We start from the raw sequence: 18,404 nt of genomic DNA on the forward strand, positions 1-18,404 counted from the left end.
GAACGGCAGGCCGAGATGCTTCTCCGCCATTGCCGAGCATTCGATATGCCAGCCCGGGCGGCCCGCACCGAAGGGTGCCTGCCATTCAGGCTCGCCCGGCTTTGACGGCTTCCAGAGCACGAAGTCTGCCGCATCCTTCTTGTAGGGAGCGACCTCGACGCGTGCGCCCGCGATCATGTCGTCCAGCGAACGGCCGGAAAGCTTGCCATAGGCCTCGTAGCTCGCGACCGAGAAGAGCACATGGCCCTCGGCTTCGTAAGCGTGCCCGCTTTCGATGAGGGCGGAAATCATCGCGATCATCTCGGCCATATGGCCCGTGGCGGTCGGCTCATAGGTCGGCCGCATAATGCCCAGCGCATCACTGTCGGAATGGTAGATCGCGGTGAAGCGCCGCGTGATGACAGAGATATCAACCTCCTCCTGCGCGGCGGCGGCGTTAATCTTGTCATCCACGTCCGTGAAATTGCGCGCATAAGCGACATGGTCCGCGCCATAAACTTCGCGCAGCAGGCGGAAGAGCACATCAAAGACGACCGCCGGGCGGAAATTCCCGATATGGGCCGGGCCATACACGGTCGGCCCGCAGACATACATCGTCACCCGGTCAGGATTGACGGGAACGAAGCGGCGGCGGCTCCGGCTGGCGGTGTCGTATAGATGGATATCGGTCATGCCCGGCTATGTAGCGTAACCCTTGGCCTTGCGCAGCCCCAATCGGTGCGGCGGGGCGTGTCCGGCACACATGCTTGTGACACCGCCATGACCGGGTTAGAAGAAAAAGGCGTCATGCCGCAGTGGAAACGGCAAATCGACGCCATATATGCATCGCAGCCCGGAATGAGGGATGGCCCTTTTTCCACCGGACTGCACGACCCGGCGCTGGAGCATGTGACAAGGGCCTTCCAAAAGCCCGCCCCGCCGCTGGATCCGGAAACCGGCACTACTCTGGTCCTGCCATTTCGGCCGGACCGGGGACCCGACAACGAAAGGATCCGCCCTTCATGGACGCGATTGTGAAAAAAACTGATCTCGGCGCTGCCGCCGACATGCTTGAACCCGTCAAACGCCCCAGCCGCGACGAAGCCGAAGAGGCTGTTCGCACGCTTCTTCGCTGGGCCGGTGACGATCCCCGCCGCGAAGGCCTTCTGGAAACGCCCAAGCGCGTGGTCAAAGCCTATGAGGAATGGTTCCGCGGCTACCACGAAGACCCGGCCAAAATCCTCGGCAAGCGCTTCGAGGACGTGCAGGGCTATGACGATATGGTCATGCTGACCCATATCGATGTGGAGAGCCATTGCGAGCACCACATGGCCCCCATTCTTGGCACGGCCTGTGTCGCCTACCTGCCTGACCGTGCGGTTGTCGGTATCTCCAAGATCGCCAAGGTGGTCGAGGCCTTCTCCAAGCGTCTGCAGACGCAAGAGACGATGACGGCCCAGATTGCCGATGCCATCACCGACGCGATGAACCCGCGCGGCGTGGCGGTGTTCGTCGATGCCAAGCACCAGTGCATGACAACGCGCGGCGTGCATCACCCGCACGTCTCGACCATCACGACCACCTTTACCGGTGAGTTCAAGGCCAACCCGGAACTGCGCGAACGCTTCATGCGCCTGTGCGAACAGTCCAAGCGCTAAGGCCGCAAAAACCAGACTTGCAGGCATGAAAAACCCCGGATGGGCCGTGCCCATCCGGGGTTTTTTGTTGACCCTGCCTTTCACCTAGCGAACGGCGAGCGCCGGGCACTCCAGGCAGACTGCATAGCGGCCCGTCGGGTCATTCATCAGCTCGACAGCGTGCACTTCCTGCGCCACATCGCCGGCAAGCCGGACCAGGGCTCCGGTGCCCAGAAGACCGGACGAGGCCTCATCGTCCAGGCCGAAGGCGGCCAGCAGGGCTTCAAACTGCGAGCGTTCCTCGGAGAAGACCTTCAGCTGGTAGTCACCCTCTTCCAGCTCGGCGAGTTCGGCGGCACGGCTGACGGCTTCATCAAAAGTGCCAAGACGGTCGACAAGGCCGCGCTCCAGCGCCTGCGACCCGGTCCAGACACGGCCCTGCGCCACGGCATCAACCGCATCACGGCTCATGCCGCGTGCCTCGCCGACGACCGAGAGGAATTGCTCGTAGCCGGCATTGATGCTCGCCTGGTAGATGGCGGCTGCATACTCGTTGATGCCGCGCTCAACCGAGATGGCGCCGCCAAGGCGGGTGCTGGCATAGCCGTCAGACGTGACGCCAACCTGCTCAAGCGTGTTCTCGAAAGTGGGCACGAGACCAAAAATGCCGATCGAGCCAGTGATGGTCGTCGGGTGCGCCCAGATTTCATGCGCAGGCGTGGCGATCCAGTAACCGCCCGATGCGGCAACGCCGCCCATCGAGGCAATGACCGTGATGCCGTCGGCACGGGCCTGTGCCAGTTCCTCGCGGATCAGTTCGGAGGCAAAGACGCCGCCGCCGCCGCTATCAATGCGCAGGACAATCGCTTTCACATTCGGATCGAGGCGAGCCTGACGCACCAGACGCGCATGAATGTCGCCGCCAATCGTGCCGCCATCGGCCTCGCCATCGACAATGGTGCCGACCGCATTGATCACCGCAATCACGTTGCGGCCATTTCCAGACGCCTCTTCCTTGTTGGCATTGTACCATTCGAAGAAGTCGGTCAGGTCGGGGCGAGCACCGTCATCGAGCGTGCCGAAGCGTTCATCCAGCAACGCGTTGAAGGCGGTGCGGCCAAGAAGCTGGTCGACAAGACCCTCATCGAGCGCAAGCTGGGAAATCTCGCCATTCACGCCCTGAACCAGCGTGTCGGCATTGTCGGCGATGCGTTGCAGCGTGCCGGGCGTCAGGCCGCGAGCGGCTTCCGCATCGCGGGTATAGGCCGCCCACAGATCACCGAACAGGAAGGAGCGCGCCTCGTAATCGGCTTCGGACATATCGGCACGCTCGTAGGGCTCGATGGCCGACTTGAACTCGCCAACCCGGAAGATGTTCACCGTCACGCCAAGACGGTCGAGAAGACCGCGGAAATAGGTGCGGAAGCTGGAATAGCCCTCGACGATCGCCATGCCTTGCGGATGCAGGATGACCTCGTCGGCATGGGCAGCGAGGAACCAGTTGGCATCCCCATACATGTCTGCATGGGCGATGATGGTCTTACCGGTCTCGCGGAAGGCGCGCATTTCTGCCGCCAGCGTGTGCAGGCTGGACGGCATGGCGCCGCCAAAATCGGACAGGTGAAGGACGAGCGTGGTCACGTCCTCGTCCTCAGCCGCGAGGCGCAGGCCGTTCACGACGTCATCGAGCAGAATTTCGTTTCCGCCACCGCCGCCGAAAAGGGCAGCCTGCAAGGCACCGCTCGGAGAGACGATGGTGCGTTCCTCGACAAGCCGGCCATTGAGGTTGAGGGACAGGGCCCCGGAAGACCCGACCCTTACAGTGTCGCTGGAGAACAGCGACCCGATCAGCATGAAGACGACAATGATCATCAGGATGAGCCCGATGACACGCACGATACCGCGCTGGATGGCACCCAGCCCGCTCCAGGCACTGGCGACGAATTTCATTTCACTTCCCCTGAATTTCAGCCCCGTTTGCGCACAGGCCTGTGCGCTCACCTTCAGATGTGACGCGCCGCAAGGCGCTTGTCGACGAAATTTGATGTAATGTTTTTCGCGCCGCCGCCCACTGCCCGGAAGACGAGCAGGCCTAATCGGCGATTTCCAGATGCATGTTACGCACCAGAAGCTCGCGTCCGACATGGGGGCCTGACAGCATTACGACGCGCGTTTCATCCATCATGGTCTGGTAGAGGCGGTCATCGTCCTGCCCTTGTGCGATACGCTCGCTCCATCCGGTCACGGTCACGCGGGCACCGGGCGGTATGGGCAGATAGCCCGTCTCCCCGGGGATACGGGCAAGGATCATTGGAAAGCCCTCCGATGCCACCAGGCGCGCCAGGGTGCGGGCTGGCTGGCGTACCCGGGCAGACGGATCTCCGGGCGGAATGATGCCCGCTTCGCGCAGGCGCATCAGCGAGGCATCAAACCGCGCTATCAGCGCGCGCCCCTCTTCGGTCATTGGGGCTATGACGTGCAGGCTCGCCGTGTCGGATATGCCTTCCACCGGGCGGATCAGTTCGATCTCGTCGGGAAAGGACGCCTCGAGTGTCGCCTCGGCGACACTCTGCGTCATGGGCAGGGCATCGATCTCGCCATCCAGAAGTGCCCGCAGGGCGCCAGCCTCACTGGCGAAGACGCGCGCCTGCGCACTGTAGGCATCCAGTGTCTCACCATAGGAATAGCCGGCAACGCGTCCGAAACGGGCATTGCCGAGATCGGCGGCGCCGAGCGTACCAAAGCGGCGATTGTGGAAGATGAGATTGGTCACCTCGAACAGAGGCGCGGACAGTACCACTTCCTGCTCGCGCTGCGCCGTCCGGAAATAGGGAAAGGCCAGCGGCGCGTGGCCCTGAACGACCTTGTCGTAGCTATAGGCGAAGTCGAAGCGCTGCCAGTCCGCTTCCATTCCCATGTCGTCCAGCACCATGCGAACGATGTTGACGACGCTGCCTTCCAGCGGCGCGCCAGCCTCGACATAGGGTGGCCATATATCAGTGTGGGCGGCGATTACAGCCTCCTCCTGTGCGCTGGCGGCCTGAACAGGCCCTGCAAGCATCAACAGAAGGAGAAACGCCCTAGCGTGCCTTGCGTGCAACAAGATAGACCCCCAGCAGGACAAGGACGACGACACCTCCGCCGAACAGGGTGGTGTCCGTGTTCACATCAGCGAACACCGACAGGATTTGCGACACCCCGCTATCGGTATACTGAAGCGCCGGGCGGGTGGTGATTTCACGGCTGAAAGCCAGAAGGCCGACCAGCACATCAATAACCGCCAGAAGGCCGATGCTGACAAGGATCATGTCGGTAAAGAAGCCTGAACGGTCGGCCCGGCGCTCGGCGATCTCGCCCAGACGGTCAGAACACATATCCACCAGCAGTGCGCCGTTGGCCGCCAGCGTGTCATAGGACCATCCGTCCAGTATCGCCTTCAGCCGCATTTCCTTGGAGCGGCTGAGCACGCTGCGCAAAGCGTTGTACTCCACCTTCAGCATCTGCATGCGCGAGCGGCTGGCTACAAGCCGCGCCCGGGCGTGATGCGCCTGACGCTCGTTCAGCTCACCGGCAATGATCGACTGGGTCTCGGCGTTGAGCCATTCCTGGGCCGACCAGAAATACTGCGCGATACGCATCGTGGCAGTCAGCTCGCGGGTGCGGGCCGGATCGCTGTCGACAATGGCGTAATTGACCCAGCTCATCGACACATCCAGCCGGCCGGCATTGATGTCTTCGGCGTCGGCTGGCCGGATCGTGCTGGCAAGCCACCGGGTCAACAGCGCCTGCACGTTCCTGTCATCACGCTCTTCGGGAGAGATGAGCAGCGTGCGCGAAATGCGTGTCACGTCGAAGCTGACCTCACGTTCAGGCGCGGCGCCGCGCCCGCCATCGAGCGCGCCTTCAGGAAGGGCCTTCCGGGCCTGATGCAGCGCATCGCGAAAATCAGCGAAAACCGCCCTGAGACGGGCGTCGGTCTCGTCCTGCGTCCAGGCTTCAATTTCCTCGCGCGGGCCTTCGGGCTCGAGCACCAGCTCGGCAATGGCCAGAGCCCCCGGATAGACATGAATGCGAAGATCGTCACGCGGGTGCCAGGTGAACAGGCGCAAATCCCAGACATCCTCGCTGAGCACGCCATAGGCCCGCCGGTCACCATTGGACTGGTTGAAAACCGTGAAGCTGTCTGCCGGCAGCGCAGATGCCAGCGCGCCGGAAATTTCCGCAAAGCTTTCCAGCGACGGCGTAAGCCCCGGTGCCAGCCGAAGATCCGTCTTCAGCGGCGCGTAGGTGATGATGCGCATTGAAAGGGCAGTTCCCCGGCAGCCGTTGCGCCCATACTAGGGCACACAGACACGCTCGCAACCGCCAGCGCGGGAAAATGCCTCAGCCGATACGTTCCACCTGTGGCACCGGGCCGCCATTGGCTGGCCGGACCCGCCAGACGCCATCGGCCTGGATGGTGAAAGTGCGGTCCTTGATCGTCGACAGGATCATCTGCTCCGCGACCAGCTCGTCGGGCGTAAGGGTGAGGCGGGTATAGCCCTTGTCCCAGGCATTATTGCGCAGGATTTCCGCGTTGCGGTCCTCGGCCATGGTGCCGAAATCGACACCCGGCGCATTGACGGCCTCATAGGGGGACGGGCTGGTTACCGAGGTGACACCGAACTCGGTCCCGACCCTGTTGCCTGATGCATCGTGCAAGTCACACACCCAGGTATTGTGGGTGTCGCCGGTGAGCACCACGATGTCGGCTCCGGCGTTCCTCACCGAAGCATAGAGGCGCTCGCGGTCGAGCGGGAAACCGTCCCAGCTGTCGAGATTCATCGGCACGCCATGGGCAGTGCGCTGGGCAAACTCCCAGTTGAAGCCGCCCTGCATGCGCATGACGGTGCGCAGCCAGAAGGGCGTCTGGGTCATGTAGTTCGGCGCTTCCTGACGCCCCATCAGCACCTGATTGGCGAGAATGCGCCACGGCTTGCCGGCGGCCGCAGACGCAGCCAGTGCGTCTTCGATCATGGCATGCTGGTCGTCATCAACGAGGCGGCGGTCGGGGTGGCCGACGACCTCGTCGCGCCAGCGCTGCACGGCAGCCCTGTTCTCAGGGTCCTCCGGATTGGCATCAACGGGGATCGGAAAGCTGTCGAAGGTCAGTTCCTCGGTGCGGGCGGTCAGGCGCGTCTCGACAAAGATTAGCGAGGCCAGATCCCCTATCTCCACCGAACCATAGCGGCGCATGAGCGGTTCAGCCTCACGCACGGGCAGCCAGTCATGCCAGGCACGCAGGGCATTGTCGCGCCGGGTTGGCCAGTCGCCCTCGGTTTCGCTCTGATGGTTTTCCGCGCCCCCACTCCACGCATCGTTGGCGGTCTCGTGATCATCCCAGATGGCAATCCAGGGCGCACCGGCCTTCAGCGCCTGCAGATCCGGGTCCGAGCAATAGAGCGCATGACGGCGGGCATAGTCCTCCTCGCTGACAATCTCGTGCAAGGGGTCGGGCATGCGCGAGAGCCGCTCTGCATCTGCCGTGGCATAGCCGCCATGGGCGTACTCGTAGAGATAGTCGCCCAGATGGACGACCAGGTCGAAATCGCCCTGGTCGGCCGCATCGCGATAAGCGTTGAAGAAACCGTAAGGGTAGTTTGAGCAGGAGAAGGCTGCGATGCGGAAGCGGTCGACAGGGCCGTCGGGAAGCGTGCGCGTGCGCCCTACGGGTGAAACATTGCCGCCATGGGTGAAGCGGTAGAAATATACGCCGCCCGGCTCCAAACCCTCCACCAGCATCTTGACCGGCACGGCGTCATGAATGCGCAGCACGCCTGCGCGCGGGCTTACGCTTTCTCGCCGGACGATGTTGGAGAACGCATCGTCAGTGGCAATTTCCAGCCCGACCGGCCCGGTCTCTGCTGCCGTGACAGCCGTCCACAGCACCACGCCGGTCTGATCAGGATCACCGGACGCCACGCCATGCTTGAAGGGGCCTTCGGGGACGGGCAGCGGATCAAAGCGCGGTGCGGCCTGCGAACAGGCCGTGAGGCCTGCGCCCACACCGGCGGCTGCCAGAAGCGCCCCGCGGCGCGTCAGATCGAGCTTCTTGACCATGACCCTCACTCCCCTTCGCATCTGTGTGATCGCAATTTGTGACCGGGCTTTGTGACAGGCACAAGAAAAAGGGCCGGGCCAGCTGCTCCCTCAAGCAGCCGCCCGGCCCTGCCAGCACCGCCCCCCGGCGAAAACCGGCTGTCCTAGAAATTCACGCCCAGACGCACACCGTAAAGGCGCGGCGAACCGGCAATGAAGGTCGGCAGTCCAAAGGCCGCACCGGTATTGCCCGCATCGATGAGGTATTGCTCATCCGTGAGGTTCGAACCGAACACCTCGCCATACCAGCGCTCGTCAGCGGCATCGAAGCGCAAGCGGGCCCGCAGGAGGCCGTAGGCGTCCTGACGGACCCCGGCGAAGCGCTGGTTGTTGTTGTCGAAGAAGATATGCGACTGCCAGCTATAGGCCGGCAGGAAGCTCAGGCTGCCGAGATTATTGCTGAACAGCTCCGCGCGCACTCCGACCGAGGCAGAATGTTCGGGCGAGTAGCGGAAGCGGTTGCCGGCAAGGGCCTGAGCCTGACCGTTCGACGTGTCGTTGAAGGTCGCCATGTTGTAGGCATAGGTGGCGAACATCTCGACGCGGTCGGTGACGGCGTAGCTGGCTTGCAGCTCGAGACCGTACTGGGTCGCCTCACCGGCATTGGACGGACCGAACTGGCCGGTGAACGGGTCGAACACGCTCGACTGGAAGTTCTCGTACTCGGAATAGAAGATCGAGCCGGAGACCGTGCCGCGATCAAGGGTAAGGAAGGCGCCTGCCTCATAGGAGTCGACAAGCTCGGCAGGTGCAGTGGAGAAGAAGGTCGGCGAACCGGTATCCAGCGCCAGCACGTCCGGACGGCGGCCGCGCGCATAGGAAATCCAGGTGTTGAGGCTGTCGCTGACCTCGTAGGCGGCAACCAAGCGCCAGGTGAAGTCATCAAAGCTCGCTTCCTGCGTCTGCGTCGCACCGTTCGGTGTGCCCGGCAGGACGAGGAAGGGTGCGAAATTGACCCGGTTCGGACCAGCAAGCGCCGCGCCATAGCCGGAGGTGCGCTTGTCTTCACCGGTATAGCGCACGCCGGCGGTGAAGCTCAGCCGGTCAGTGGCCTGCAAGGTGATCTCGCCGAAGACGTCAAACGCCTCGGTGCGCCCGGAGTTGGCCGATTCTTCCTGATAGGTGCCGAGCGGCACAAAGCCCTGACCGCCCGCAAGCGCCGCAATGGAGAAACCGAACGGATTGGACAGGCTGGTGATCGCCGAGACCGGCACACCCAGCAGAGCCGCGATACCGGCCGGATTGCCGAACGCGCCCTGGTTGACGAAGAAAGCCTGCACGGTCGCCTCATTGGCGATCAGCGGAATACGCTGTGTGCCGGCTTCGTAGAACCAGGCCAGACCGCCCACAGCCGAGATGCGCCCGCCTGCGTCGTAGGAGAGGCGGAATTCCTGGCTCAGCTGACGGCCGCGCGCATCCTCGGCGAAGTTGATGAAGCTGATACCGCCACCGATCGGGTCAAAGACCTCGACCGAGTCGAACTCGCGATAGCCGGTGATGGAGCTCAAGGTGAGCGCGTCATTGATGCGGTAGTCCACAAGGCCGGTCAGGCCCCACACCGTGCGGTCAAGCCCGAGGCCCATGTCATTTTCAAAGCCGGGGAAGGTGAACATGCCCGCCGGTGTGAAGGGATTCGTATCACCGCCAGCCGGTGCCAGAGTGCCCGACTTGAAAGAGGTGCCCGGGCCGGTATCGACCTGCCAGTTGGCGATCAGGTCAAGATCGAGGCCCTCGACCAGCTCGGCGCTGAAAACGGCGCGCAGTGCCGTCACGTCACGCCCCTGCAGCGTACCGCCCAGAAGGTTGTCGATATGACCGTCGCGGCTGCGGCGGACACCGGAAATGCGCAGGCCCGCACCGTCGGTAACGCGGGCATTGATGTAGCCGCCGATCTCGGTCTGGTCGAGATTGCCGGTCGCGCCGTAAACCTGCGCGGAGGACGTATCCTCGGCCTTGCGCTGGATGATGTTGATACCGCCGATCAGCGCGCCGCGTCCGAACAGGGTCGGCTGCGGGCCCTTGGCAACTTCCAGACGCTCGATGTCAAAGAGTTCAACATAGGAGCCACGCGAACGCGTGATCGAGACACCGTCCTGGAAAACAGCGACGCGGGACTCGGCGAACGTATCACCGCTATCGGTGGTGATGCCGCGCAGGGAGTAGCCGGTATTGTTGGGGCTCTGCTCCTGAACAACGAGGCCCGGCGTGAAGGCCGCCATGTCTTCGAGATTGCGGATATCCAGACGATCAATGAGCTCGGCGTCGAAGGCGGTCACGTTGACCGGCACGTCGGCGAGGGACTGCTCGCGGAACTGGGTGGTGACACGGATCACCTCGACCTGCTGGGCGGCGGCCTCACCGGTTTCGGCAAAGGCCGGAGCCGTAAGCGCACCAAGCGCAGCGGCAGACATGAGGATTGACTTGCGGATCATGGTGATGGCTCCCTCGCCCGGTAGTTGCGGCCCACTTGCCGCGTCAGGAGCCTGCTGCTACGCCGCGATGGTGACGGTGTTGCTTCAACGCGGTTACAGATTTTTGATGCGCTGCACCATGCGCAGCACGCGTTGCACAAAAACAACGATGGCGTGGCGGGCAAACCAGTCAGGGACAGGGTTTTGAGCGATCAGGACATTCATGAAACGGTCGCCGGGCCGGACGATGCAGGCGAACGGCTGGACCGCTGGATGGCGGCACAATGGCCGGAGCTCTCCCGTTCGCGCTGAAAGGCACTTGTGGAGGGTGGTGCGCTAGCACTGGACGGTGCTGCGCTGACCGACCCGTCCGCGAAAGTGCGGGAGGGCGGACGCTACACGCTGGTCATGCCCGCGCTGCAGCCCGCCATTCCCAAGCCGGAAAACATTCCACTCGACATACTGCACGAGGATGACGACCTCATTGTCATCAACAAGCCCGCCGGCCTGACCGTGCATCCTGGCGCAGGCGCGTGGACGGGCACGCTGGTGCATGCCCTGCTCTATCACTGCAAGGACAGTCTTTCGGGCATTGGCGGGGTGGAGCGGCCAGGCATCGTGCACCGCATCGACAAGGACACGTCGGGCGTTCTGGTCGTTGCGAAGAATGATTTAGCGCACCGCTATCTCTCCAAGCAGTTCGCCAGGCACTCGGTAGAGCGCGCCTATCTTGCCTTCACGCGCGGTGCGCCGCGCCCGCGTGAAGGCGTCGTCGAGACGCGCCTTGCCCGCTCGGCGCGCGACCGGGTGAAGATGGCCGTGCTCAAGTGGGAAAGCGAAGCCGGCAAGGAAGCCATCACCCATTATCAGGTGCAGGAAACCTATGGCCAGGAAGCCAAGGCTCCGATCGGCACGCCGCTGGCCGCGCTGGTCGAATGCCGTCTGGAGACCGGCCGGACACACCAGATCCGGGTTCACATGGAGCATCTGGGTCATGCGCTGATCGGCGACAGGCTCTACGGACCACAACGCACCAGCCAGCTGAAGGGCGTGCCAGACCTGCCCGAAATACGCACGCTCGGCCGGCAGGCCCTGCATGCCGCCGTCCTGGGATTTGTGCACCCCACAACACGCGAGGAAATGGTGTTCGAGACGCCCTTGCCGGATGACCTGACAGCCCTGCATTCGGCGCTGAAGGCGCTTTAGGCGCGCACCTGTCTGCGGGCACGGGCGGCAACGCCCGACCAGCGCCTGGCCCAGACAATGAAGATGCCAGCGGTCACGAACATCAGCAGACCATAGATCGCTGCCGGAACCGCGTACGCGACATCGCCCAGCATGCCCACCGCCACCACAATGGCGAGCGTTGCATTCTGCAAGCCACACTCCAGTGTCAGCGCGATGCGCTGCTTCATCTTCAGCATGACAAGGCTGGCCACGCCAAACGCGACCAGCATCGCCGCGACATTCAGGCTGAGCGCAACGAGCCCGGCTTCGGCAAAGCGCGCAGCAAGCTCGTCGCGGTCCGCGATGAGCGTGGCCATGACGACGGCCGTGAAAACGATGCCCGAGAGCAGGCGCGAATGCCGGTCGAGCAGGTCGGCGGCTTTTGGCGCGAACTGGCGGATCGCCATGCCGATACCAACCGGAACGACGGTCAGGAGGAAGATCACCAGACCCGTTGTGACCAGCCCAACATCCGGCGCTTCGGGACCCATGAACAGGGCGAGCGCGATCATCAGCACAATCGGGACCGTCACCATCGAGGTAAGGCTGGTCAGCGCCGTCAGCGAAATGGAAAGCGCCACATCGCCCCGCGCCATATGGGTGAGAAGGTTCGATGTCGTGCCACCCGGACAGGCTGCCAGAAGCACGATCCCGACTTTAAGGACGGGCGGTGCGGGCAGGAAAGCGACAATCAGGATCGCCAGCAGGGGTAGCGACACATATTGCAGCGCGGCCCCGACAAGCAGAGCCTTTGGCCGGGTGAAGATGCGCCGGAAATCGCCCGGCGTCAGCCCGACACCCAGCGCCAGCATGATGAAGGCGAGGGCGAGGGGCAGGAGAATCTGTCCGATAAAGCTGTCCATGGGCGGACGCTAGCCGTGACACGCCCCGAAGGTCACGCACCAAATTCAGGACTACCGCGTGTCCGGGCCGAAGGGGCCTTATGGTTTACGGCTAATTCATATGACGCAGGCAAACAGCGGGCAGGACCTACTGGAGACTTGCCCCATGAGCATTCGCATCAAGATCATGGCCGCCGTCGGCGTGCTGGGACTGGTATCGGCTCTTCTTGCCGGCCTCGGCATTCAGAGCATGCAAGCCTATAATGCGCGCGTCGACGCCTATGAAAACGCCGCCACGCGCGCCTATTACGGTGAGCATCTCAACCGGCTGGTGACGGCAGTGGTCATGGAGGCACGCGGTATCTACGCCGCGGAAACGCGCGAGCAGGCAACGCCTTTTGTGCAAAATCTGTTGTCGCGCCTCGATGAGATCGACACCCACCTCAACGAATGGAGCACGCTCATTCCCTCTTCGGGTGAGGACCGCGCGCTTTTCGAAGCCGTCCGCGCGCGCACCGCAGAATTCCGCGCCTTCCGCGCTGAAACTGCACGCCTCGGCACGCAAGTCGATCCGGCCGATGCCAACGTTCAGGGCAATAACGACGCCAACCGTTCCAACCGCCGCGCCTACCAGCAGGAAATCGATGCGGTGGTGGACCGTGACCGCGCCCAGCTCGTCGCTATCGAGGCCGATCTCGTGAGCTTTTACCAGACCCGCTTCCTGGTCCTGATCACGATTGCCATTCTCGGCGTTGCGGGCGGTCTCGGCTTTGCCTTCTACGTGGCGATCTTCCAGGTCAGCCGTCCGCTCACCCGCGTGACAGACGTGCTCGAGCAGGTCGCTGGCGGTGACCTCACCGTCGAGGTGCCTGCTGTTCAGACCCATGACGAAATCGGCCAGCTCTGGTCAACGGTCAGCGTCCTGCGCACCGCGCTCGCCGATGCCGAAGCGCTGAAAGCCGAACAGGAACAGTCCGAGGCCCGTCAGCGGGAAGCCCAGCGCAAGGCGATGGTCGCTACCGCTGACCGCTTCGAGGCCGAAGTCGGCTCCATGCTCGCGGATGTGATCCAGGCTGCCAGCCAGGTCTACAGCGCGGCAGGTATCGTCGATTCCAATGCGGCGCGGACCACCGAGGAATCCAGCTCTGCTGCAGCGGCCTCGGAAGAAACCTCGGCCAATGTGCAATCGGTCGCCACGGCATCGGAAGAGCTTTCCGCCTCGATCCAGGAAATCTCCCGCCAGATCTCCGAAGCCTCCGCCCTCATCGGCGAGGCCGTCGGTCAGGCACGCGCCACCGACACCGATGTGCGTGCGCTCGCAGAAAACGCCAGCAAGGTTGGCGAGGTTGTCTCGCTCATCCAGGGCATTGCCGAACAAACGAATCTTCTGGCCCTCAACGCCACCATCGAGGCCGCACGGGCAGGTGAAGCCGGCAAGGGCTTCGCGGTTGTGGCCAACGAGGTGAAGGCCCTCGCCACCCAGACCGCGAAGGCAACGGGCGATATCGAAGCCCAGATGTCGGCCATCGAGGCGGCGACCGGTCATGCGGTGGAACGCATTGCCGATATCGTCAAGCGCATCGGGGACCTGAATTCGCTCACCGGCGGGGTAGCCGCCTCCGCCGAACAGCAGGGCGCTGCCACGAGCGACATTGCGCGCGCCATTCAGGAAGCCGCCGCCGGGGCAAGCCAGATCGCGTCAACGATCGAGGCGCTGAACCAGATTTCTGATGGCAATGCCCGCGCATCGAGCGAACTGCTTGAGGCGTGCAAGACCCTCAATGCCCGCTCCGGCGAGCTGAAGGATCAGATGGCGCGCTTCGTATCCGGCATCAAGGCAGCCTAGGCGCTGCTAACACCCGGCAGGTCAGAAAATGAAAATGTAGGCAATCACCATGCCTATGACGACGAGAACGATACCGCCCACCAGCGCGTGACGGGTCATGTGGTTGGGAGCGGGCTCACCCTGCCGGGCTTCTGTTTTTTCTTTCTCGATCATGGCGGGTCTCCTCGGCTCGCGACTGCCTAGACGGCCGGCTGGATGACAGCCGGCCGTTCTGGCATGGGGCAGGACAACGCGCCTGCTCCACTCCGGTTCCCGATTTCTGTCAGACCGCCCGGCCCATCACCCAGTCGCAATAGACGCTGCCGCCGACGTCAAAGCTGCGCTCGCCGAGCGCTTCAAAGCCTGCCCGGCCATAGAAGGCCAATGCCTTCGCATTGCCCTTGTAGACGCCCAGAAGCAGGTTCTGCTTTCCCGACATGCGGGCGTACTCGATCGCGGTTTCCATGAGCTGGCGTCCGAGGCCCGTGCCGTGCATGCGGGCCAGAACATAGATGCGCTTTATCTCGATATCGCCGGGACCGGTATCGACCGGCAGGCTGGGCGGGGCAAGGTGGAGGTAGCCGACCGGCGCCGCGCCGGGCTCGACACAGGCAAGCCAGAGTGCCTGCTCCGGATCGTCCAGCGCCGCACCATAAGCCTGCGCCGTGTGGCGTTCCTCGCAATGGCGGATGATGCCCTGCCCGTCGACGACGCCTGCATAGGATTCCAGAAACGTCGCGGCCCCGACCAGCGCCAGAGCGCCCTCATCACCGGGCTGGGCCCTGCGGATTGTCACTTTTGCGGTGTCCATGAGGCCAAGCGATAGCGGCAGAATCGCGCTTAAGGCAAGCCAGCCTTTCTGAAACGTCACGGGACAGGCGGATGCGGGTTTCGTAAACTTGACCTTGCAGGTGAGGAATTCTTCACCCCGCACCCCTCGCAAGCGGCGTGCGGCCTCCCTAAATGGACCTTGCTGCGGCGGCGAAATCCGGCCGCAGCGAAACGGGGGCGGCCGGTACGGCGTTACTCTGCAAGGGGTAGCTTCTCAGTCCGGCCCGCCATGGGAGGAAATGATAATGAACGCGATGCGTCTGGCATCCCTGTCGCCTGAAGGCGGCCTGTCGCGCTATCTCACCGAGATACGCAAGTTTCCGATGCTGGAAAAGGATGAGGAATTCATGCTCGCCAAGCGCTGGCTGGAGCATGAGGATTCCGAAGCTGCCCACAAGCTCGTGACCTCTCACTTACGTCTCGTGGCGAAGATTGCCATGGGCTATCGCGGCTATGGGCTGCCGATTGCCGAAGTGATCTCCGAAGGCAATGTGGGCCTGATGCAGGCCGTCAAGAAATTCGACCCGGACAAGGGTTTCCGCCTCGCCACCTATGCGATGTGGTGGATCCGTGCCTCGATCCAGGAATACATCCTGCGTTCGTGGAGCCTGGTGAAGATGGGCACCACCGCCGCGCAGAAAAAGCTGTTCTTCAATCTGCGCCGCATGAAGAGCCAGATGCAGGCGCTGGAGGAAGGCGACCTTCACCCCGATCAGGTGGAGACGATTGCCACCAAGCTGGGCGTGACCAACGACGATGTCGTGTCGATGAACCGGCGCCTGTCCGGCCCGGATGCATCGCTGAACGCTCCGATGCGCGTCGATGGCGAGGCCGAATGGCAGGACTGGCTGTCGGATGACAATGCCGAGGATGCCGAGGAGAGCCTCGCTGAAAGCGACGAATTCTCCACCCGCATGACGCTTCTTCAGGAAGCCATGGGCGGACTCAACGAGCGTGAACGCCACATCATCGAGGAGCGCCGCCTCGCCGAGGAACCGCGTACGCTCGAAGAACTGGCCGATGTCTACGGTGTCAGCCGCGAGCGGATCCGCCAGATCGAGGTGCGGGCCTTCGAGAAACTGCAGGCCGAGATGAAGCGGCTGGCCGAGGAACGCGGATTGCTGCCGGCCTGAGGCCGGCAGCCTGCCACTACCCTTGCGCGCCCTGCTGCGAACGGCGGACTATGCCGACCGCGAGGCAGAATTGCGCCGCGAAATAGGTGATCCACACCGCAATCCCGCCCCAGTCCAGCCCGTCAAAGACGAGCACTTCACGGAAGAGGCGGGCAGCGATCAGGCTGTCGGAAATCAGGAAAAGCAGGGCGCCAGCCACGATCAGGCGCGGGCCGCGCACCAGCCCGGACGCAATGGCCATGGCGAGGATGACGGCAAGATAGGCGCTCGCCGGACCTTCCAGAGCGCCCATGGCCGGGCGTAGCCACCCATACATGGCAATTCCGAAGGCTAGGAGGCCGGCGGCCAGCACCAGCCCGTCACGCCGCCAGCCATCTTTCAGGATGAAACCGGCAAAAATGGCGAGATAGGCCAGATGGGCGGCGCCAAAGAAGCCCATGCCCGCCTCCATGGCGGGCGGGCTCAGGGCGAGGGCGAAGTCGCCGCAGGCCGACAGCACCAGTGCAAGCGAAAGCACGAACGCCTTGCGGAACGCTGCATAGAGCGCAAGCAGGACAATCCCGCTGACCTTCACGAGCGCAATCTGCGTGCCACCGCCGGTGATCTGGTCGAGCAGGAGGAAAACGGCGGCTGCGAAGACCGCGACGCCCAGATAGGCGGGCCCTGTCCAGGCCGGAATGAGCGGGCCGGTTTCCCGGTAACGATTTGCTGAGGAAAATTCGTCAGAAGGATCAGACATGCGCGTCGACTCCATCACCAGTTTGGCCGTGGCCGTGCATTCAAGCTAGAACACGTTTCAATCGGGCTGAACCCCCCATCAGCCGCTGCCCGTCACTCACCCTGTCCTGCCTCGAAAGGGAGACACATGATGTCGCCTCGCCTGCCCGCTCGTTCCCTGATCAGTGCCGCTGCGCTTTCGCTGGCACTTGGCGGCACCGCGCTGGCCGATGAGGCGCCCTTGCCGCCTGCCCTGGTGGACTTGCTCACCGCGGCGAGCGAGGAAGGAAGCGAGGACTTTACCAACGCGGTTCACCTGATCGCGCTAACCCAGCCGGCAGACGCCATCGTCGCGGCTGCAGAGGCCCTTGGGCGCGGGAACGCCGCGCGCCGGGCGCTGGGTATCGAACCGGTCCTTCTGCCCGATGAGGCGGCCCGCGCCGCAGCGATCGAGGTCGCTGAGGAAGAGGCCGAAGACGGCAAGGATGACGGGATCGAAGAGAGCGTCGAGGAAAGCAGTTCCGGGCTCGCCAGCGCGGTCGCTTCGGCTCCGCTTTCGATTGCGCGCACCTTTGCCAATGGCCGGTTCGAGTTGTGGGAAGGCCGGGCCAGCCTGGGTGTCCGCTTTGATTCCGGTAACACGGCGCGCGAGGACTACACGTTCGGCCTGCAGCTAACCCGCGAACTGTCTGGCTGGGGCTTCCAGGGCGATATCGACTACGCGTATTCCGAGATCAATGGCGTGATCGGACGGGACAATTTCCGGGCACGCATGCGCGGCGAGCGCGAGGCGGGTGAACGCTTCACCTATTTTGTTGCCGCCGACTATGAACGCGACCGCATCGCCAGCTTTGACTGGACCGCCTTTGCCGGCATCGGTGCCGGTTACAGGGTGCTGACCGATCCGGCGCGAACCTGGATATTGCGCGCCGGCCCCGGTATCCGGATGCTGGCCGAACCGGGCAATGGCACCGAAACTGTAGGCGCGCTCGATCTGGGCTCTGACCTCGCCTTGCAGATTACCGAATCGCTGAACTTCACCTCGGAGACGAGCGTACTGGTGGCCGACACCAGCCGGATCGATCAGCTGTTCGGCCTGACTACCGACCTCAACGAGCTGTGGGCGCTCCGCCTGCAATACCGCTACCGCTACGAGTTCCAGCCCAATCCGGGCTTTGAGAAAGGCGATAGCCGAACCGACATCTCCATCGTGCGGGAGTTCTAGGAGGCTCCGACCCCCTAGTCCTCCAGCTTGATTGCTACCGGAGCTCCGGGCTTGCCCGGGCCTTGCGGACGCACACCGCCAGCGCCGATACGGCCAGCTGCAAAGTCATCAAGCAGGTGAACCCAGCGGCTGGAGCGCGACGAGATATAGATGAACGGCCCGTCCGGATTGCTGCGGAAATTGGAATCGGTGGCGATGATCTGCCACTCGCCATTCTCGAACACCATGAAGGGCGAACCGGAATCGCCGCGCGTCGTGTCGCAATCGTGCGAGATGGTATCGTCCGGATAGGCGACCAGAATGCGGCAATCCTCGTTGCCGGAGAGATTGTCGCCGGTATCCCAGGAATAGCCGGCCTGCCAGATGCGCGCCTCACGCGTGGCCCGGTCACCCCGGTCGGCAACAATGTCCAGCACACCGCCAAAGCCGAGCTCGTCCC

General features: G+C 63.4%; 16 protein-coding genes. 5 read left to right on the forward strand and 11 right to left on the reverse strand.

Translation table 11 applies throughout. From position 1 onward, the window contains the following. The coding region (locus tag ACTS2Z_RS11760) for a class I tRNA ligase family protein (RefSeq protein WP_442573399.1) at nucleotides 1-672 on the reverse strand (672 nt) is incomplete at its 3' end. Between the two features lie 329 nt (nucleotides 673-1,001). On the opposite strand from ACTS2Z_RS11760, the gene folE reads away from it, so the two are divergent. Next, nucleotides 1,002-1,637, forward strand: a complete 636-nt coding sequence (folE, locus tag ACTS2Z_RS11765) for a GTP cyclohydrolase I FolE (protein ID WP_442573400.1) — start codon at nucleotides 1,002-1,004, stop codon at nucleotides 1,635-1,637. An 84-nt stretch (nucleotides 1,638-1,721) separates the two neighbouring features. On the opposite strand, the gene sppA is transcribed toward folE, so the two are convergent. From sppA to ACTS2Z_RS11790, 5 genes are all read right to left on the reverse strand, one after another. Next, entirely contained in the window at nucleotides 1,722-3,566 is a 1,845-nt protein-coding gene (sppA, locus tag ACTS2Z_RS11770) for a signal peptide peptidase SppA (protein WP_442573401.1), read from the reverse strand. A 142-nt stretch (nucleotides 3,567-3,708) separates the two neighbouring features. Further along, on the reverse strand, nucleotides 3,709-4,680 hold the full coding sequence (locus ACTS2Z_RS11775) for a substrate-binding periplasmic protein (RefSeq protein ID WP_442573402.1): 972 nt from the start codon (nucleotides 4,678-4,680) through the stop codon (nucleotides 3,709-3,711). A 16-nt stretch (nucleotides 4,681-4,696) separates the two neighbouring features. Beyond that, nucleotides 4,697-5,917: a hypothetical protein gene (locus ACTS2Z_RS11780; RefSeq protein WP_442573403.1), complete on the reverse strand. Its 1,221-nt coding sequence runs from the start codon at nucleotides 5,915-5,917 to the stop codon at nucleotides 4,697-4,699. An 82-nt stretch (nucleotides 5,918-5,999) separates the two neighbouring features. After that, nucleotides 6,000-7,715 (reverse strand): alkaline phosphatase D family protein, encoded by a 1,716-nt coding sequence (locus tag ACTS2Z_RS11785; RefSeq protein ID WP_442573404.1) that lies wholly within the window; start codon nucleotides 7,713-7,715, stop codon nucleotides 6,000-6,002. 143 nt (nucleotides 7,716-7,858) lie between these two features. Next, nucleotides 7,859-10,186, reverse strand: a complete 2,328-nt coding sequence (locus ACTS2Z_RS11790) for a TonB-dependent receptor (RefSeq protein ID WP_442573405.1) — start codon at nucleotides 10,184-10,186, stop codon at nucleotides 7,859-7,861. Between the two features lie 300 nt (nucleotides 10,187-10,486). Between ACTS2Z_RS11790 and ACTS2Z_RS11795 the strand changes: the two genes are divergently transcribed. After that, complete coding sequence (locus tag ACTS2Z_RS11795) at nucleotides 10,487-11,371, forward strand: RluA family pseudouridine synthase (RefSeq protein ID WP_442573406.1); 885 nt, start codon at nucleotides 10,487-10,489, stop codon at nucleotides 11,369-11,371. On the opposite strand, the gene ACTS2Z_RS11800 is transcribed toward ACTS2Z_RS11795, so the two are convergent. Continuing rightward, on the reverse strand, nucleotides 11,368-12,255 hold the full coding sequence (locus tag ACTS2Z_RS11800) for a bile acid:sodium symporter family protein (RefSeq protein ID WP_442573407.1): 888 nt from the start codon (nucleotides 12,253-12,255) through the stop codon (nucleotides 11,368-11,370). The genes ACTS2Z_RS11795 and ACTS2Z_RS11800 overlap by 4 nt on opposite strands. A 145-nt stretch (nucleotides 12,256-12,400) precedes the next feature. Between ACTS2Z_RS11800 and ACTS2Z_RS11805 the strand changes: the two genes are divergently transcribed. Beyond that, nucleotides 12,401-14,080 carry a methyl-accepting chemotaxis protein gene (locus ACTS2Z_RS11805; RefSeq protein WP_442573408.1) on the forward strand — a complete coding sequence of 560 codons (1,680 nt, stop codon included), beginning with the start codon at nucleotides 12,401-12,403 and terminating at the stop codon, nucleotides 14,078-14,080. A gap of 21 nt (nucleotides 14,081-14,101) precedes the next feature. Here ACTS2Z_RS11805 and ACTS2Z_RS11810 read toward each other — a convergent pair whose 3' ends face one another. Continuing rightward, on the reverse strand, nucleotides 14,102-14,233 hold the full coding sequence (locus ACTS2Z_RS11810) for a hypothetical protein (protein ID WP_442573409.1): 132 nt from the start codon (nucleotides 14,231-14,233) through the stop codon (nucleotides 14,102-14,104). A 109-nt stretch (nucleotides 14,234-14,342) separates the two neighbouring features. Next, nucleotides 14,343-14,855 carry a GNAT family N-acetyltransferase gene (locus ACTS2Z_RS11815; protein ID WP_442573410.1) on the reverse strand — a complete coding sequence of 171 codons (513 nt, stop codon included), beginning with the start codon at nucleotides 14,853-14,855 and terminating at the stop codon, nucleotides 14,343-14,345. A 274-nt stretch (nucleotides 14,856-15,129) separates the two neighbouring features. Here ACTS2Z_RS11815 and rpoH point away from each other — a divergent pair, with 274 nt between their 5' ends. After that, complete coding sequence (rpoH, locus tag ACTS2Z_RS11820) at nucleotides 15,130-16,023, forward strand: RNA polymerase sigma factor RpoH (RefSeq protein ID WP_442573411.1); 894 nt, start codon at nucleotides 15,130-15,132, stop codon at nucleotides 16,021-16,023. A 16-nt stretch (nucleotides 16,024-16,039) separates the two neighbouring features. On the opposite strand, the gene ACTS2Z_RS11825 is transcribed toward rpoH, so the two are convergent. Next, a complete protein-coding gene (locus ACTS2Z_RS11825) occupies nucleotides 16,040-16,762 on the reverse strand; it encodes a lysoplasmalogenase (protein ID WP_442573412.1) in 723 nt (240 codons plus the stop codon). Between the two features lie 126 nt (nucleotides 16,763-16,888). Here ACTS2Z_RS11825 and ACTS2Z_RS11830 point away from each other — a divergent pair, with 126 nt between their 5' ends. After that, nucleotides 16,889-17,965, forward strand: a complete 1,077-nt coding sequence (locus ACTS2Z_RS11830) for a DUF481 domain-containing protein (protein WP_442573413.1) — start codon at nucleotides 16,889-16,891, stop codon at nucleotides 17,963-17,965. 14 nt (nucleotides 17,966-17,979) lie between these two features. Here ACTS2Z_RS11830 and ACTS2Z_RS11835 read toward each other — a convergent pair. Further along, nucleotides 17,980-18,404 (reverse strand): trypsin-like serine peptidase (locus ACTS2Z_RS11835; protein WP_442573414.1); only part of this gene is annotated, 425 nt, incomplete at its 5' end.

It is taken from the genome of Glycocaulis sp., assembly GCF_052168375.1.
Lineage (GTDB): Bacteria > Pseudomonadota > Alphaproteobacteria > Caulobacterales > Maricaulaceae > Glycocaulis.

Excerpts from the sequence above, each read along its gene's own strand:
- ACTS2Z_RS11780 (WP_442573403.1), bottom strand. The coding sequence starts at position 5,917 with ATGCGCATCATCACCTACGCGCCGCTGAAGACGGATCTTCGGCTGGCA.
- rpoH (WP_442573411.1), top strand. The coding sequence starts at position 15,130 with ATGATAATGAACGCGATGCGTCTGGCATCCCTGTCGCCTGAAGGCGGC.
- ACTS2Z_RS11805 (WP_442573408.1), top strand. The coding sequence starts at position 12,401 with ATGAGCATTCGCATCAAGATCATGGCCGCCGTCGGCGTGCTGGGACTG.
- sppA (WP_442573401.1), bottom strand. The coding sequence starts at position 3,566 with ATGAAATTCGTCGCCAGTGCCTGGAGCGGGCTGGGTGCCATCCAGCGC.
- ACTS2Z_RS11785 (WP_442573404.1), bottom strand. The coding sequence starts at position 7,715 with ATGGTCAAGAAGCTCGATCTGACGCGCCGCGGGGCGCTTCTGGCAGCC.
- ACTS2Z_RS11790 (WP_442573405.1), bottom strand. The coding sequence starts at position 10,186 with ATGATCCGCAAGTCAATCCTCATGTCTGCCGCTGCGCTTGGTGCGCTT.
- ACTS2Z_RS11825 (WP_442573412.1), bottom strand. The coding sequence starts at position 16,762 with ATGTCTGATCCTTCTGACGAATTTTCCTCAGCAAATCGTTACCGGGAA.
- folE (WP_442573400.1), top strand. The coding sequence starts at position 1,002 with ATGGACGCGATTGTGAAAAAAACTGATCTCGGCGCTGCCGCCGACATG.
- ACTS2Z_RS11830 (WP_442573413.1), top strand. The coding sequence starts at position 16,889 with ATGATGTCGCCTCGCCTGCCCGCTCGTTCCCTGATCAGTGCCGCTGCG.
- ACTS2Z_RS11800 (WP_442573407.1), bottom strand. The coding sequence starts at position 12,255 with ATGGACAGCTTTATCGGACAGATTCTCCTGCCCCTCGCCCTCGCCTTC.
- ACTS2Z_RS11810 (WP_442573409.1), bottom strand. The coding sequence starts at position 14,233 with ATGATCGAGAAAGAAAAAACAGAAGCCCGGCAGGGTGAGCCCGCTCCC.